Here is a 15,591-nt window from a genome sequence, read left to right as displayed (position 1 = left end):
TATGGGCACTGTGATCGGCATCGGCGCCGCACCGAAGCGCAAAGAGGACCAGCGCTTCCTCACCGGCCGCGGCAACTACGTCTCCGACATCAAGCGCCCGGGCATGACATCAGGCGTGTTCGTGCGCTCGCCCCATGGCCATGCGGTGCTGCGCGGCATCGACAAGAGCGCGGCGCTGGCCTCGCCCGGCGTCATCGCGGTGCTGACCGGCGACGATGTTTCCGACGACGGACTGGGCTCGCTGCCCTGTGGCTGGGGCATCACCGACGCCAAGGGCGTGCCGATGAAGGAGCCGCCGTTCCCGATGCTGGCGCAGGACAAGGTGCGCTTCGTCGGGGACATGGTGGCGTTCGTGATCGCAGAAACGCCGGAGCAGGCCAATGCGGGTGCCGAGCTCCTGAAGGTCGACTACGAGGTGCTGCCCTCGGTGGTCGGTGTGCTCGAGGCGATCCGACCAGATGCGCCGCAGTTGTTTGACGATGTGCCGAACAACATCTGCTGCGACTGGGAGCTCGGCGACAAGGCTGCGGTCGAATCCGCCTTCAGGAAGGCGGCGCATGTCGCAAAGCTCAGCCTCGTCAACAACCGCCTCATCGGCAATCCGATGGAGCCGCGCGCGGCGATCGCCGAATACGAGCCCGGTACCGACCGCTACACGCTGTGGACCACCAGCCAGTTCCCGCACGTCGTGCGCTTCCTGATGGGCGCGCTGGTGCTGAACATCCCGCAGCACAAGCTGCGCGTGGTCGCGCCCGATGTCGGCGGCGGCTTCGGCGTCAAGCAGTTCCACTACGGCGAGGAAGCCGTGATCACCTGGGCGGCCAAACGGGTGATGCGGCCGGTGAAATGGGTCGCGAGCCGTTCCGAAGGCTACGTCTCCGATCGCCACGGCCGCGATCACGTCACCGAGGCCGAGCTTGCGCTCGACGAGACTGGAAAATTCCTCGCGTTCCGGGTCAAGACGCTGGCCAATATGGGCGGCTATCTATCGACGTTCGGTCCCAACATTCCGACCAACCTCTATGGTCCGCTGCTGGGCGGTGTCTACACCACGCCTGCGATTTACTGCAATGTGAAGGTGGTCTTCACCAACACCGTGCCTGTCGACGCTTATCGCGGCGCGGGCCGGCCCGAGGCGACCTTCGTGCTGGAGCGTATGGTCGACGTCGCAGCCGCCGAGATGGGGATCGATCGCGTCGAGATCCGCCGCCGCAACATGATCCCGAAGGAAGCCTATCCGTACCAGACACCGGTGCTGGTGCAGTATGATTCCGGCGATCCCATGGGCTGCCTCGACGGCGCATTGGTCGCCGCCGACGTCAAGAATTTTGGCGTACGCAAGGCGGCCTCCGCCAGCAAGGGCAAATTCCGCGGGCTGGGTTACTCCACTTATGTCGAAGCCTGCGGCCTCGCGCCGTCGCGCTTTGCAGGGCGGCTTGGCGCGCGCGGTGGTCTCTATGAGAGCGCCACGGTGCGGGTGCATCCAACCGGCCAGGTGACGGTCATGATCGGCACGCACAATCATGGCCAAGGCCACGAGACGACCTTCGCGCAAATCGTCTCAGACAAGCTCGGCGTCGCGTTTGAGAATGTCGACATCGTGTTCGGCGACACTGACCGTGTGCAGTTCGGCATGGGCACCTACGGCTCGCGCTCGCTGGTCGTTGGGGGCGCCGCGCTGTCGAAGGCGACCGACAAGGTGATCGTCAAGGGCAAGAAGATCGCCGCGCATCTGCTCGAAGCGTCCGAGGCCGACATCCAGTTCGAGGCCGGAAAATTTTCCGTCGCCGGCACGGACCGCATCAAGACGTTCGAAGAGATCGCGGGCGCCGCCTATGTGCCGCACGACTATCCGCTCGAGGTGCTGGAGCCGGGGCTCGAGGAGCAGGCCTATTACGATCCCGTCAACTTCACTTATCCCGGCGGCTGCCACATCGCCGAGGTCGAGGTCGATCCGGAGACCGGTACGGTGACGCTCGTCAACTACACAGCGGTGGACGACGTCGGGACGGTCATCAACCCGATGATCGTCGAAGGCCAGCTGCACGGCGGCATCGTGCAGGGCGTCGGCCAGGCGCTGTTCGAGAACGCGGTCTATGACGAAGGCTCGGGCCAGCTCCTTTCAGGCTCGCTCATGGATTACTGCATGCCGCGCGCCGATCATCTGCCGATGATGAAGGTGGCGACCCACTCCACGCTCTGCACACACACACCGATGGGCGTGAAAGGCTGCGGCGAGGTCGGCACCATCGGCTCGCCCGCCGCCGTCATCAACGCCGTGGTGGATGCGCTGTCGCATCTCGGCGTCACCCATGTCGACATGCCGGCGACACCGAACCGGATCTGGCGGTTGCTGCAAAACGCATCGCTGCCGGTGGCCGCGGAATAGGGAGGACACAACAATGAAACCATTTGGGTACCACCAACCCGGCCAGATCCCCGATGCGGCCAAGTTGTTGACCTCGATCGAGGACAGCAAGCTCGTGGCCGGTGGCATGACGCTGATCCCGACATTGAAGCAGCGGCTGGCGAGCCCGGTCGCGCTAATCGATCTGTCGAAGCTCGGAAGCCTCATGGGCATCACCGACGACGGTGCCACGATCACCATCGGCGCGATGACGCCGCATGCGGTGGTGGCGGCCTCGAAACTGGTGCAAACGAAAATTCCCGGGCTCGCGGCACTTGCGTCCATGATCGGCGACCCCGCCGTGCGCAGCCGCGGCACGATTGGCGGCTCCGTCGCAAACAACGATCCGGCCGCTGATTATCCCGCAGGCGTGCTTGGCCTCGGTGCCACCATCATCACCAGCACGCGCGAGATCGCTGCCGACAACTACTTCCTCGGTCTGTTCGAGACCGCGCTTGAGCCGGGCGAGATCATCACCGCGATCCGCTTTCCGGTGCCGCTCAAGGCAGGCTATGCGAAGTTCAAAGCGCCGGCCTCGCGCTACGCGCTGGTTGGTGTGTTCGTGGCCAAATTCGCCGACGGGGTCCGCCTCGCCGTCACCGGCGCGGGGCCGGGCGTGTTCCGCGTGCCGCCGATGGAGGCGGCGCTGTCCGGCAGTTTCGATCCATCCGCGATCGCGGCGATCAGGATCGACACAGACGGCCTCACTTCCGATATCCATGCCGAAGCCGACTACCGTGCGCATCTCGTCACGGTCATGGCCAAGCGCGCCGTCGACACGGCGCTCAGCTAGCTCCTTAGGGTTGATGATGACTGATGGTTCCGGCCGAACGGCCTTCCCGCCGGCGCCGACTGGCCTTGGCGCTCTTTCTGCAACCGAGATCATGGCTGGCTACCGGCGCAGGGCGTTCACTCCGCGCGACGTCGTCGACGATACCATCGCCGCACTTCAGGCGACGAACGAAGCCTGCAATGCGGTGGTGACGCCGATGTACGGGCAGGCGAGGGCGGATGCCGACCGTGTCACCAAAGAGATGCGGGCAGGCGAGGCCAAGGGGTCGCTCGCTGGCGTACCCGTCACGATCAAGGATCTCGTCTTCGTTGCGGGAGTGCCGGCCTATGCCGGCTCGCCGATGAACAAGAGCTTTGTGCCCGAAGCCGATGCTGCCGTGGTGTCAGCGCTGAAAGCGGCTGGTGCGATCATCACCTGCAAGACGACGACCTGCGAGTCCGGCTACAAGCTGACGGCAGATAGCCCGGTTACCGGCATCACGCGCAATCCCTGGAATCCCGGCCGCACCAGCGGCGGGTCGAGCGGCGGTGCGGCGGCGGGTGTGGCCGCCGGTTGCGGTCCGATCGCGATCGGCACCGATGGCGTCGGCTCGATCCGCGTGCCGTCCTCCTTCTGCGGCGTGTTCGGCTTGAAGCCGACTTTCGGCCTCGTGCCGCGCTCGCCCGGTTTCTCGCCGCCGTCCTGGGCCTCGCTCGCGCATACCGGGCCGATCACGCGGACGGTGGCGGACGCCGCGCTGACGCTGGAAATCATCGCAGGCTACGATCTGCGCGATGCCGCAAGCCTTCCGGTGTCCACGCGCCGCTTCGATACGAATGCAGGACGCCTGGATGGCATTCGTATCGGCGCCAGCGCCGATCTCGGCTACGCCGCCGTCAGCCCTGACGTCTGCGCGGCGTTTGGCAAAGCGCTCGCCATTCTCGATTCCTGCGGCGCGCAGGTCACAATGGATGGTCCAGGCCTCGATCCCGGTATTTTGGAACACACACTGAAGCCGATCGCCTTCACCGAACAGGCTGCCGCCGTCGCGACCAAGACGACGGCCGATCTCGCCAGTTCTGAGGCTGATTATCGCGATGTCGTCAGCGCCGGGCGGCATTACAGCGGCACGGATTATGTCGAAGCGAGCTACCGGCGCGGCCAGGCGCGCAGTGCTTTCGTCAAACTGTTCGAGCGCGTCGATGCGCTGGTGACGCCGACGGTCGCGGTGACCGCATTCGAGGCTGGCCAGATCGGTGTCGATAAGATCGACGGCCGCGAGGTCGATCCGCATCTCGGCTGGTCGCCCTTCACCTGGCCGATCAACCTCGCGGGTCTGCCGGCCGCGACGCTGCCCTGCGGCTTCGATCGCGATGGCATGCCGATCGGGCTTCAGATCATCGCGCCCTGGCTCGACGAACCCACGATCTTCCGCATCGCCGCCGCGTTCGAGCAGGCGCAGCCCTGGGCGAAGTTCTGGCCGCAGCTCGCGTTACGTGATGTGGGTGGAGGGCGCGCCAAGGGGTGAAACGGCCATAATGCAAGTGTGCCAGTGTTTTGCCCGACGTGTCAAATCGCCAAAGCACGATCCGAAAAAGTGGCGCCTCCTGGCTTTCCGAGACATGGCGCGGAAAGCCCTTTGCGAACAAGGCAGTTCTACTGTGCATGGGGTTGTTTTCGAGTTCTTGCGCGCCTAGCCGAGCTCGATCGGCGCGCCGCGGCCGCTCAGCTCTTCATCGAGGCGAAGATAATGCGCGAGATAGTCGTGCAGCGCGGTGGCTGCCTTCGAGGTGGCGCCGCTGGACTTGTACAGCAGCAGCTCGATCTTCGGCAGCGGCGGCAGACCCTCGTTCGGCCCGATCTCGCGCATCGCCGGCACCAATGCGCTGCGGCCGAGCACCGTGACGGCCATGCCGGCAAAGGCCGCAGCCTGCAGTCCGCCGACGCTTTCGCTGACGCAGGCGATGCGCCAGCGCAGGTTCGCGCGCTCGAGCGTGTCGATGGCGTAGTCGCGATAGATGTTGCCCGGCGGCAATAGCGCAAGCGGGATCGGACGTTCCTGATGCGCGGCGGATTGCTCTCCGGTCATCCAGACCAGTTGTTCGCGCCGCACCACCTGGCCGCCGGTGAAATCGTTCATGCGCGTGACGAGCGCGATGTCGACATCGCCGCGCTTGACGAGGCCGACCAGCGGCGTCGACAGCGCGCAGTTGAGCTCGACCTGTACGCGGGGGAAGGACTTTCGGAATACGCTGAGGATCGAGGGGAGCATGAAGGCGGCATAGAGGTCGGGCGTGCCGAGCACGACCTGGCCCTCGATCTCCTGTGACGCAAGCTGCGAAATCAGCTCGTCGTGCAACCTCAGGATCGATTTGGCGTAGGTGAGGACGGTGGTGCCGTCCTCGGTCAGCGTCAGCCTGCGGCCGCCATGCTCGAACAATTGCTTGCCGGTGAGTTCCTCCAGCCGCTGCAATTGCAGGGTAATCGCCGGCTGGGTGCGGCCCAGCCTTCGCGCTGTCTCGGTGATGCTGCCGGTCTCGACCACCGAGATCAGCGACCGGAGCATGCGGATGTCGAGACTGATGAGGTTCATGCGGCGTCCATATCGCCCAGAATTTATGCAAAATCCATGCTAGCGCACGCTGCGCCGCGGTTGTGGTGGCGGACCCGGACCGGCTTCAATCAAGAAGGCTAGCCCATTCGCGATGACATCATCAATCGCGACATCGAAACCAAGACGCGGCGAGAACGCGATGCGCTGACCGCGGATGTCGTCGGCCTGCCGGACGAGGACACAGCCACATTCTCGGCTTGCGGCAAGTCGAGCCTGATCGGATCGGGCTCAGCAGCACTGCACAGATTTGCTGCATGGCGATATGAATTCCAGCAGCCTGCGCTGCAATAACGCGCTTGACTTCGGTTTCGATCTCAACGACCGTATCAACCAAGCGTTGGGCAACTCAGCCCGTCAACGCGACGAGTTCAAATCATTTCCAACACCACGCGCACCTCGCGTGTTCGGTTGGCGGCGAGGGCGCCCTCGGCTTAACGGCCGGCGGGTGCTTTTTTGTTTTGGATCGAGTGATGGCGCGGACGCGATATCGTATCGGTGTGATGTTCTCGACCACGGGATCGTACAGCGTCGTCGCGCGTTCGATGCTCAACGGAGCGCTGCTCGCGTTCAGCGAGATGAACGCGGGCTCCGACACGATCGCGCTGGAGCCGGTCGTGGTCGATCCAACCGGCGATCTCGCCCAGTACCGCTCGCTTAGCCGGGACCTGCTCAACTCCGGGATCCGTCACGTCGTCGGCTGCTACACCTCCTCAAGCCGGAAGGAGGTCATTCCCTGCTTCGAGAAGTTCGACGGCATGCTCTGGTATCCCTCGCACTACGAGGGTTTCGAGAGCTCCGACAACGTCGTCTATACGGGGGCCGCGCCAAATCAGCACGTCCTTCCGCTGGTCGACTATCTCGCTACGCGCGTCGGCAAGCGCGCCTTCTGCGTCGGCTCCAACTACATCTGGGCGTGGGAGAACAATCGCATCTTCCGCGAGGCGCTTGCCGCGCGTGGTGGCACCGTGCTGGCCGAGCGCTATCTCTCGGTCGGCGATACTGAAGTCGACCAGGTGATCGCGGCGATCATCGACCAGCGGCCCGACTTCGTCTTCAACAACCTGATCGGCACCAGCGCCTACGCGTTCTTCCGCGCGTTCCGCGCCGCCTGCCGCGCGCGTGGCATCGATCAGGCAGCGGAAATCCCCGTTGCCAGCTGCACGTTGTCGGAGCCGGAGCTGCCCGAGATCGGCCTCGATGCGGTCGATGGGCATTTATCATCGAGCGTCTATTTCTCCTCGTTGAACTCCCCCGAAAATGCCGCCTTCATCGCCGCCTATACGCGATCGTTTCCGGAGGGGCCGGTGTCGTCGGCCGACGCCGAAGCCTCCTATATCGCCGTCAAGCTGCTCGCGGCGGCCTTGTCGCAGGCCGGCACCGACGACGCCCGCACGGTGCGGGCCGCGGTCGCCGACCAGCGACTGCGCGCACCGCAAGGAGAGGTTCGTATCGACCGGCAGACCTTTCACGCGTGGCTCACGCCGCGGATCGGCCGCTCGGCGGCCAACGGGCAGTTCGAAGTGCTGCTGGAATCGCGCGAGCCGATCGCGCCCGATCCCTATCTCGTCCAGTCGTCGCCGCGCTTTGCAAGCGCCATGCGCTCTCCGCTGTTGAAGGTGGTGCAATCATGAGCTCCCGACTGTTACAGAACTTCAAGGGCGGCCGTGCCATCGTAGTCACCCGGCGAGGGGGGTGGGAGAGCACGCTCGAAACCACGCTGGCCAAACTCGGCGTCTCCACTGAATATCCGGAGATCATCGACGGCCGTGCCCAGATCGATGTCGTTGGCCTCCAGGCCGATCGCGACATCCTGTTCGTCGACGGTGATCTTGAAGGCGCGGTGGCAATCGAAGTCAGCGCGGCCTCGCGGTTGCCGCCGGTGCCGGTGATCGGTCTCGTCGGCGTCGAGGCTCCGAGCCGGCTGAAGGCGCTGGTCAATCTCGGCGCCACCTCGTTCCTGCGCAAGCCGGTGCATGGCGGTGCGGTCTATACCTCCCTGTTCATGGGCATCAACCAGTTCCTGCTGCGCTCCGAAATGTATGAGCGCCTGCAGGTCCTCGAGGAGCGCCGTCGCGGCCGCCGCGCGGTGATCCGGGCGGTCATCTTGCTGATGCAGCAGGGCGGCCTCGACGAGGAAGGTGCCTATTCCCAGCTCCGTCGCGACAGCATGCGCGCGCGGCAGAACATGGAACTCTATTGCGAGGAGTTTCTGAGCAAGCGGGCGAAGCCGCCCGATACGTCCAGCCGCACGACCGGCATCACGCTGCAAGGCGGTAAGAAGCAGGCCATCTAGGAGAAGCAAAATGAGCAAGTCTGTATTGCGGGGGCTGCGCGCCGCAGCCCTCACGGGGACGCTTGTCCTCGGATCACCCCTACAATCGGCGCTCGCGGCGGAAAACCCGATCAAGCTTGGCGTGCTGGAGGATCAGTCCGGCGATTTCGCCGCGGCCACGATCGGCAAGGTTCACGCCATCCAACTCGCCGCCGACGAGATCAACAAAGCCGGCGGCATCATGGGCCGGCCGCTGGAGCTCGTCGCTTACGACACTCAGTCCGACAACACCCGCTACCAGGAATTCATGCGGCGCGTGCTTCAGCGCGACAAGGTCGACGTCGTGTTCGCGGGCTTCTCCTCGGCCTCGCGCGAGGCGTACCGCCCGATCGTCGACCAGTTCAACGGCTTCGCCTTCTACAACAACCAGTACGAAGGTGGCGTCTGCGACGGCCACATGATCGTCACCGGTGCCGTGCCGGAGCAGCAGTTCTCGACGCTCATTCCCTACATGATGGAGAAGTACGGCAAGAACGTCTACACGCTCGCGGCCGATTACAATTTCGGTCAGATCTCGGCGGAATGGGTGCGCAAGATCGTCAAGGAGAACGGCGGCAAGATGGCCGGCGAAGAGTTCATCCCGCTCGGCGTATCGCAATTCTCCCAGAGCATCCAGAACATCCAGAAGGCAAAGCCGGACTTCGTGGTCACGCTGCTGGTCGGCACCGCACAGGCCTCCTACTACGAGCAGGCGGCCTCCGCCAACGTCAACTTGCCGATGGCGTCCTCGGTCAATGTCGGCCAGGGCTACGAGCACAAGCGCTTCAAGCCGCCGAGCCTGAAGGACATGTACGTCACCACCAACTACATCGAGGAAATCGACTCGCCGAAGAGCAAGGAGTTCTACGCCAAGTTCAAAGCGAAATTCCCGAGCGAGCCCTATGTGAACCAGGAGGCGGAGAACTCCTATCTCGCCGTCTACCTCTACAAGCAGATGGTCGAGCGGGCGAAGTCGACCAAGCGCGAGGACATCCGAAAGGTGATCGCGCTGGGCGATGTCTGCATGGACGCGCCGGAAGGCAAGGTCTGCATCGACCCGAAGAGCCAGCACATGTCGCACACGATCTATCTCGCCAAGGTCGGTGCCGATCATTCGATCTCCTTCCCGAAGGTCTGGGAGGACATCAAGCCGTACTGGCTGGGTGAAGCCGGCTGCGATCTCACCAAGAAAGATCCGATGGCGCAGTACACGCCGTCGAATCCTCCGCCGAAGCCCTGACCCGGCGGCTGATCGCCCCGGCCCTCGCGGCGGGCCGGGGCGGTCAAGAACATCTCGCTGCGTCTTCCCACATATCGGTTGGTTCATGGACATCGCGACCCACGTCTTCTCGGCGCTCTACCAATTCGGCGACGCCTTTGCGTTCCTAGTGCTCTCGGCCTGCGGGCTCGCCGTGATCTTCGGCATGATGGGCGTGATCAATCTCGCCCATGGCGAGTTCATCATGTGCGGTGCCTATGTGACGGCCGCGACGGTTCATGCCGGCCTGCCATTGCCGCTGGGCATTCTGGCGGGCACAATCGTGTCCGCGCTGGTTGGCGTCCTGGTGGAGCTTGCTGTGATCCGCCATCTCTACGACAGGCCGCTCGACACCATCGTCGCGACCTGGGGGCTCAGCCTGATCGCGACGCAGGGCACCCTGATCATGGTGGGCTCGACCATGGCCGGCGTCGGCACGCCGTTCGGCAGCTTCCAGGTCGGCGACTACTCCTATTCGATCTACCGCATTGTGCTGTTCTGCGCGGCGCTCGGCGTGCTCGCCGCGCTCTACGCGCTGTTCAACTGGACGCGCTTCGGCGTGCTGGCGCGCGCCACCATCCAGGTGCCGCATATGGCGGCGGCGCTCGGTGTCGATACGCGCCTGATCTACAGCCTCACCTTCGCCTGTGGCGCGGGGCTCGCTGGCCTCGCCGGCGGGCTCTACGCGCCGACCATGACGTTGGTACCGACGATGGGGGCGACCTTCATCATGGAGGCCTTCGTCACAGTGGTGATCGGCGGCGCCGATGTTTTTCTCGGCACCGCGCCGGCGGGCACCGTTCTGGCGGTGGTGAAATCGGTGATGACGTCCTGGCAGGGACAGCTGTTCGGCCAGATCGGCCTGCTGGTTGCCGTCATCATCGTGGTCCGGGTCCTGCCGAAAGGCATCTCCGGCTTCGTGCTGCGTGAGCGCACCTGACGGAGTGATGGCGTCGTGACTGGTTTCCTCTCGTTGTTCCGCCGTCTCGAAGGCCCGCAGACCGTCGGTCGCGGTCCCGGCTTCTGGGGCCTGTTTGCCCTCGTGCTCGCGGTCGCGCTGGCCTATCCGCTGTTCAGCGACGGCTACACGGTCGGCAACACCGTCTACTTCTTCGTATGGGTCTTCATCGCGCTCAGCCTCTGCGTGATCTGGGGCTATGGCGGCTCGCTGTCGTTCGGCCAGACCGCGTTCTTCGGCATCGCGGGCTACGGCTACGGCGTCCTCACCATCAATTTCGGCTCGGCCTACGGCTTCACGTTGCTGGCGCTGGTGATTGCGGTGGCGATCGCCGCGCTGTTCGCGGTTCTGCTCGGCTATTTCATGTTCTTCGGCCGCATCGCCGGCGTCTTCCTCGGCATCGTCACGCTGGCCGTGACGCTGATGCTGGAACGCTTCATGGCGCAGACCGCAGGACCCGAATGGCACATCGGCAGCGCAAGGCTGAACGGCTTCAACGGCATGAGCGCGATGCCGCCGCTGACCATCCCGTGGCCCGGCGAGCCCATCGTGCTGTTCGCCGATATCGGGCTCTATTACCTCGTGCTCTGCCTTCTTGTCTTCGTCTATCTCGCCTTGCGCGTCCTGATGAACTCGTCGTTCGGCAATGTCATCGTGGCCATCCGCGAGAATCCTGAGAGGGCGGAGATGCTGGGCTACGACATCCGCAAGTACCAGCTCATCACCTTCGTCATCGGTGCCGCGCTCGCGGGCCTGTCCGGCGTGCTCTACACGGTGTGGGGACAGTACATCACGCCGTCGAGCATGGGCATGACGGCTGCGGCGCTGCCGCTGATATGGGTCGCAGTCGGCGGTCGCAGCGATCTGACGTCGACCGTGATCGGCACGCTGGTGGTGCTCGCCGCGTTCCAGGCGCTCACGATCTACGGCAGCCAGTACGCGCTGGTCTTCATGGGCGTGCTGCTGGTGCTCACGGTCCTGATCGCCCCGAACGGTCTCGTGCTCGGCGTGATGAACTTGCTCGGCCGCATCGCCGCCCGTTTCACGCAGAGGGCCGGCTGATGTCGCTGCTCGAGCTGCGCAAGCTGAACAAGCATTTCGGTGGCCTGCACGTCACCAACTCCGTCGATCTCACGCTGCAAGCCGGCGAGATCCATTGCCTGATCGGCCCGAACGGCGCCGGCAAGAGCACGCTGTTCCGCCTGATCCTGGGCGAGCATCATCCCGGCAGCGGTGACATTCTCTTCGCCGGAGAGAACATCACGGCGCTGAAATCCTTTGCCCGGATTCGCCGCGGCCTCTCGGTCAAGTTCCAGGTGCCTGGCGTGTTCAAGGGCCTGTCGGTCCGCCAGAATCTCGAGATCGCCCTGCAGAGCCGGCATCGCGGGGCGGAGCTCGAATCCGAGATCGGCCGGCTGCTGAGCTTCCTCGGGCTGGAATCGGAGCAGGCGCAGATCGCCGGCAATCTCAGCCACGGCCAGAAGCAATGGCTCGAGATCGGCATGGCCGTCAGCTTGAAGCCGCGCCTTCTGCTGCTGGACGAGCCGACCGCCGGCATGTCGCCCGAGGAAACCCACATGACCGGTGAGATGGTGCAGCGGCTCAATGCCGACGGCATGACGGTGCTGGCCATCGAGCACGACATGGCCTTCGTCCGGCAGGTCGCGCACCGCGTCACCGTGCTGCATCTCGGCCAGGTCTTCGCGCAAGGCTCGATCGACGAGATCGTGGCTGACGAACGCGTGGCGGCGATCTATCTGGGGCAGGCCCATGCTTGATGTGCCGCGCAAGGAAGTGATCCTCGCAACGCTGGGTCTGCGTGCCGGCTATGGTGGCAAGCCGGTGCTCCAGGGCCTCGAAATCGAGGTGCGGGAAGGGGAGATCGTCGCCGTCATCGGACGCAACGGTGTCGGCAAGTCCACGCTGATGAAGAGCCTGATCGGGCTCGTGCCGGCGATGAGCGGCTCGATCGTCTATCGAGGTGAGGCGGTGGAATCTCTCCCCGCGCACAAACGGGCGCGCCTCGGCATGGGGTATGTGCCACAGGGGCGCGACGTGTTTCCGCGGCTGACCGTCGGCGAGAACGTCGCTGTCGGCGCAGCGATCAAGGGCGGCGGTATTCCCGAAGCGGGGCGGCGCAAGATCGTTGACGCCTTTCCGATCCTGGCCGAGCGCTGGAACCAGCGTGCCGGCACCATGTCCGGTGGCCAGCAGCAACAACTCGCGATCGGGCGCGTCCTGATTGCGGATCCCAATCTGATCCTGCTCGACGAGCCCTCGGAGGGCATCCAGCCCAACATCGTCCAGGACATCGCGCGCAACATGGTCGAGCTCAACCATAGGACCGGGGTGACCATCATCCTGGTCGAACAGAACCTCGACATGATCCGCGCCATGGCGCAGCGTTGCTATGTCATGGACAAGGGACGCATCGTCGCGAACCTCGATCGCGCGGCGCTCGACGATGCGGCCGAGATGCGCCGTCATCTTGCGGTTTGAAGACTAGCCAACGACAGAAGGAGAAAAGCAAATGTCCTGGCAGAAAGACTCCATCATGGCCCGCAAGGGCATCGCCAAGGGTGAGCGAGGAACCCGATACAGCATCACGGAGCACGAGCAGGGCAAGTACCACTATGTCTATGGCCCTTACGTGAATCCAGTGCTGACCGTCGATCCCGGTGCGGTGGTGGCTGCCGAAACCCACGACGCGTTCGAGGGCGCCATCAAGAAGGAGACCGACAGCCCGTCGAAGATTCTCAACTTTCCGTTCCTCAATCCGCAGAACGGGCCGATCCACGTCAACGGCGCCGAGAAGGGCGACACGCTCGCGGTCTATATCGAGAGCATCGTGCCGCGCGGGCCGCAGCCCTGCGGCACGACCGTGGTGATGCCTGATTTCGGCGGCCTGGTCTCGACCGGGCAGACCGCGCTGCTCAACCCGGCGCTGCCGGAACGGGTCAAGAAGCTCGAGATCGACGCCAAGACCGGAACCAAATGGAACGACAAGATCACGCTGCCATATGAGCCATTCATCGGCACCATCGGCACCTCGCCGGAGATCGAGGCGATATCCTCGCTGGTCCCGGATTATTACGGCGGCAACATGGATCTGCCCGACGTCGGCGTCGGCGCGATCATCTATCTTCCTGTCAACACCAAGGGTGCCTTGCTCTATCTCGGCGATTGCCATGCAGCGCAGGGTGACGGCGAGCTCTGCGGCGTCGCCATCGAGCATCCGACGGTGACGACGGTGCAGGTCGATCTGATCAAGGGCTGGACCATCGCCTGGCCGCGGCTCGAGACCAGGGACTTCATCATGACGATCGGCTCGGCGCGCCCGATGGAAGATGCAGCCCGCATCGCCTATCGCGAGCTCTGCCGCTGGATGGCGGCTGACTATGGTTTCGACGAGATCGACGCCTACATGCTGCTGACCCAGGCCGGCCGTATCAGGCTCGGCAACATGGTCGATCCCAAATACACATTGGGAGCCTCCATCAAGAAGTCCTATCTCGCTTGAGGCTGGCCGGAATGTCCACCATTCACAAGGTCGCGGCGGTCCAGTTTGAGCCGACCATGTTCGAGAAGGCGCGCAATGTCGCTCGCCTGCTCGAGCTCTGTGAGCAGGCGGCGATCGCCGGTGCAAAGCTGATCGTCACGCCGGAGATGGGAACGACCGGCTATTGCTGGTTCGACCGGGCCGAGGTCGCGCCGTTCGTCGAGGCCATTCCGGGGCCGACCACGAGCCGCTTTGCGGCGCTGGCGCGCAAACATGACTGCTACATCGTGGTCGGCATGCCCGAGGTCGACGAGGACAACATCTACTTCAACACGGCCGTCCTGATCGGGCCTGATGGAATCGTCGGCCGCCACCGCAAGACGCACCCCTATATCTCCGAGCCGAAATGGGCTGCGGCTGGCGACCTGCACAATCAGGTGTTCGAGACGCCAATCGGGCGGATCGCGCTCCTGATCTGCATGGACATTCATTTCGTCGAGACCGCGCGGCTGATGGCGCTCGGCGGCGCGGATGTTATCTGCCACATCTCGAATTGGCTGGCGGAGCGCACGCCGGCGCCTTACTGGATCAGCCGCGCCTTCGAGAACGGCTGCTACGTCATCGAGAGCAATCGATGGGGGCTTGAACGCACGGTGCAGTTCAGTGGCGGCAGCTGCGTGATCGCACCGGACGGGCAGGTGACGGCGGTGCTCGACAAGGGCGATGGGGTGCTGCTGTCGGAGATCGATCTCGACGCCGCACGCGCGCGCCGCGTGCTTGGGGAGGCCGTCTTCGCGCAGCGGCGGCCCGAGCTCTATCCGGAGCTGCTAACCGATACGTTCAGCTGGAATCCGCGCGACTTCTTCGGTCTCTATGGCCACGACCCCTGGCCGACCGGCAAGACGTCGCGGGTCAGCGTCGCGCAATTTACGCCAGGCGACGACATCAGCCAGAATCACGAGAAAATCTCGGTGCTCGCCCGCAAGGCCAGGGCAGAAGGCGCGGAGCTCGTCGTCTTCCCGGAGCTCGCCCTGACGGGCCTTGCCGATCCCGCACGAGGGGCGCAACCGATTTCAGGACCGGCGGCCGACAGCCTTGGCAGGCTTGCAGAGGAGCTCGACCTCTATCTTGTCTATGGCCTCGCCGAGCGCGACGGCGATCTAGTCTACAACAGCGCTTGCCTCGTTACGCCGGATGGGGACATCTCGGTCTATCGCAAGACGCATCTCACCGCCGACGAGCGAAGCTGGGCGACGGCCGGTGACGGTTGGACGGTTGTCGACACGCCAATCGGTCGCATCGGGCTATTGATCGGTCACGACGCCTCGTTTCCCGAGGCGGGCCGGGTGCTGGCGCTTCGCGGCTGCGATATCGTCGCGTGTCCTGCCGCGATCAAGGGGCGCTTCAGTTCGTCGCATGCGGGCACGGGGGTCGAACAGCGAAAGCCGATTCCAACCGGCCCGGATTCGCACCATTGGCACCATTTCCGCGTTCGCGCCGGCGAAAACAATTTGTTCTTCGCCTTCGCTAATGTCGTCGATCCGGAACGCGGCTATCCTGGGCTCAGCGGCGTATTCGGTCCCGACACTTTCGCGTTCCCGCGGCAGGAAACGATCGCGGCCGACGGCACGGGGCTTGCCACTGCGCTGGTCGACACCACCAACCTCGACAGCGTCTATCCAACCAATGTCGTGCGTCGAAAGGATCTGGTGTCGATGCGCATGCCGCACAGCTATCGCGGATTGGTCAAAGTGGCTGCGCACAACTACTGA

At 64.3% G+C, this 15,591-nt stretch carries 13 protein-coding genes; 12 read left to right on the top strand and 1 reads right to left on the bottom strand.

Going from position 1 to position 15,591, the window contains the following annotated elements; genetic code table 11:
* Nucleotide 1 precedes the first annotated feature (1 nt).
* From BRAGE_RS0120825 to BRAGE_RS0120815, 3 genes are read left to right on the top strand one after another with little or no spacing between them, the layout of a single operon-like run.
* The gene (locus BRAGE_RS0120825) at nt 2-2,389 is read left to right on the top strand and encodes a xanthine dehydrogenase family protein molybdopterin-binding subunit (protein WP_027557108.1); all 2,388 of its coding nucleotides are present in this window, start codon (nt 2-4) and stop codon (nt 2,387-2,389) included.
* A 13-nt stretch (nt 2,390-2,402) separates the two neighbouring features.
* Nucleotides 2,403-3,200, top strand: coding sequence for an FAD binding domain-containing protein (locus BRAGE_RS0120820; RefSeq protein ID WP_027557109.1), 798 nt, complete (start codon nt 2,403-2,405; stop codon nt 3,198-3,200).
* A 16-nt stretch (nt 3,201-3,216) separates the two neighbouring features.
* A complete protein-coding gene (locus BRAGE_RS0120815; RefSeq protein ID WP_027557110.1) occupies nt 3,217-4,707 on the top strand; it encodes an amidase in 1,491 nt (496 codons plus the stop codon).
* A 165-nt stretch (nt 4,708-4,872) separates the two neighbouring features.
* Here BRAGE_RS0120815 and BRAGE_RS0120810 read toward each other — a convergent pair whose 3' ends face one another.
* Complete coding sequence (locus BRAGE_RS0120810; protein ID WP_027557111.1) at nt 4,873-5,772, bottom strand: LysR substrate-binding domain-containing protein; 900 nt, start codon at nt 5,770-5,772, stop codon at nt 4,873-4,875.
* Nucleotides 5,773-6,263: 491 nt separating this feature from the next.
* On the opposite strand from BRAGE_RS0120810, the gene BRAGE_RS0120805 reads away from it, so the two are divergent.
* From BRAGE_RS0120805 to BRAGE_RS0120765, 9 genes are all read left to right on the top strand, one after another.
* Complete coding sequence (locus BRAGE_RS0120805; RefSeq protein WP_027557112.1) at nt 6,264-7,424, top strand: transporter substrate-binding domain-containing protein; 1,161 nt, start codon at nt 6,264-6,266, stop codon at nt 7,422-7,424.
* Nucleotides 7,421-8,086 (top strand): ANTAR domain-containing response regulator, encoded by a 666-nt coding sequence (locus BRAGE_RS0120800; protein ID WP_027557113.1) that lies wholly within the window; start codon nt 7,421-7,423, stop codon nt 8,084-8,086. The genes BRAGE_RS0120805 and BRAGE_RS0120800 overlap by 4 nt, the downstream gene beginning before the upstream one ends.
* A 10-nt stretch (nt 8,087-8,096) precedes the next feature.
* Nucleotides 8,097-9,344: an urea ABC transporter substrate-binding protein gene (locus BRAGE_RS0120795; RefSeq protein WP_027557114.1), complete on the top strand. Its 1,248-nt coding sequence runs from the start codon at nt 8,097-8,099 to the stop codon at nt 9,342-9,344.
* An 85-nt stretch (nt 9,345-9,429) separates the two neighbouring features.
* Nucleotides 9,430-10,302, top strand: coding sequence for an ABC transporter permease subunit (locus BRAGE_RS0120790; RefSeq protein ID WP_027557115.1), 873 nt, complete (start codon nt 9,430-9,432; stop codon nt 10,300-10,302).
* Nucleotides 10,303-10,317: 15 nt separating this feature from the next.
* Nucleotides 10,318-11,382 carry a branched-chain amino acid ABC transporter permease gene (locus BRAGE_RS0120785; RefSeq protein ID WP_027557116.1) on the top strand — a complete coding sequence of 355 codons (1,065 nt, stop codon included), beginning with the start codon at nt 10,318-10,320 and terminating at the stop codon, nt 11,380-11,382.
* Nucleotides 11,382-12,098: an ABC transporter ATP-binding protein gene (locus tag BRAGE_RS0120780; RefSeq protein WP_027557117.1), complete on the top strand. Its 717-nt coding sequence runs from the start codon at nt 11,382-11,384 to the stop codon at nt 12,096-12,098. The genes BRAGE_RS0120785 and BRAGE_RS0120780 overlap by 1 nt, the downstream gene beginning before the upstream one ends.
* Nucleotides 12,091-12,819 carry an ABC transporter ATP-binding protein gene (locus BRAGE_RS0120775; RefSeq protein ID WP_035729925.1) on the top strand — a complete coding sequence of 243 codons (729 nt, stop codon included), beginning with the start codon at nt 12,091-12,093 and terminating at the stop codon, nt 12,817-12,819. The genes BRAGE_RS0120780 and BRAGE_RS0120775 overlap by 8 nt, the downstream gene beginning before the upstream one ends.
* A gap of 31 nt (nt 12,820-12,850) precedes the next feature.
* The gene (locus BRAGE_RS0120770; protein WP_027557119.1) at nt 12,851-13,840 is read left to right on the top strand and encodes an acetamidase/formamidase family protein; all 990 of its coding nucleotides are present in this window, start codon (nt 12,851-12,853) and stop codon (nt 13,838-13,840) included.
* A gap of 11 nt (nt 13,841-13,851) precedes the next feature.
* The gene (locus BRAGE_RS0120765) at nt 13,852-15,591 is read left to right on the top strand and encodes a nitrilase-related carbon-nitrogen hydrolase (protein ID WP_027557120.1); all 1,740 of its coding nucleotides are present in this window, start codon (nt 13,852-13,854) and stop codon (nt 15,589-15,591) included.

The organism is Bradyrhizobium genosp. SA-4 str. CB756, from assembly GCF_000473125.1.
Classification (GTDB): domain Bacteria; phylum Pseudomonadota; class Alphaproteobacteria; order Rhizobiales; family Xanthobacteraceae; genus Bradyrhizobium; species Bradyrhizobium arachidis.
Note: the sequence above shows the minus strand (reverse complement) of the source record. Positions and strands in the feature narration are given on the sequence as shown.

Excerpts from the sequence above, each read along its gene's own strand:
- BRAGE_RS0120825 (WP_027557108.1), top strand. The coding sequence starts at position 2 with ATGGGCACTGTGATCGGCATCGGCGCCGCACCGAAGCGCAAAGAGGAC.
- BRAGE_RS0120820 (WP_027557109.1), top strand. The coding sequence starts at position 2,403 with ATGAAACCATTTGGGTACCACCAACCCGGCCAGATCCCCGATGCGGCC.
- BRAGE_RS0120815 (WP_027557110.1), top strand. The coding sequence starts at position 3,217 with ATGACTGATGGTTCCGGCCGAACGGCCTTCCCGCCGGCGCCGACTGGC.
- BRAGE_RS0120810 (WP_027557111.1), bottom strand. The coding sequence starts at position 5,772 with ATGAACCTCATCAGTCTCGACATCCGCATGCTCCGGTCGCTGATCTCG.
- BRAGE_RS0120805 (WP_027557112.1), top strand. The coding sequence starts at position 6,264 with ATGGCGCGGACGCGATATCGTATCGGTGTGATGTTCTCGACCACGGGA.
- BRAGE_RS0120800 (WP_027557113.1), top strand. The coding sequence starts at position 7,421 with ATGAGCTCCCGACTGTTACAGAACTTCAAGGGCGGCCGTGCCATCGTA.
- BRAGE_RS0120795 (WP_027557114.1), top strand. The coding sequence starts at position 8,097 with ATGAGCAAGTCTGTATTGCGGGGGCTGCGCGCCGCAGCCCTCACGGGG.
- BRAGE_RS0120790 (WP_027557115.1), top strand. The coding sequence starts at position 9,430 with ATGGACATCGCGACCCACGTCTTCTCGGCGCTCTACCAATTCGGCGAC.
- BRAGE_RS0120780 (WP_027557117.1), top strand. The coding sequence starts at position 11,382 with ATGTCGCTGCTCGAGCTGCGCAAGCTGAACAAGCATTTCGGTGGCCTG.
- BRAGE_RS0120775 (WP_035729925.1), top strand. The coding sequence starts at position 12,091 with ATGCTTGATGTGCCGCGCAAGGAAGTGATCCTCGCAACGCTGGGTCTG.
- BRAGE_RS0120770 (WP_027557119.1), top strand. The coding sequence starts at position 12,851 with ATGTCCTGGCAGAAAGACTCCATCATGGCCCGCAAGGGCATCGCCAAG.
- BRAGE_RS0120765 (WP_027557120.1), top strand. The coding sequence starts at position 13,852 with ATGTCCACCATTCACAAGGTCGCGGCGGTCCAGTTTGAGCCGACCATG.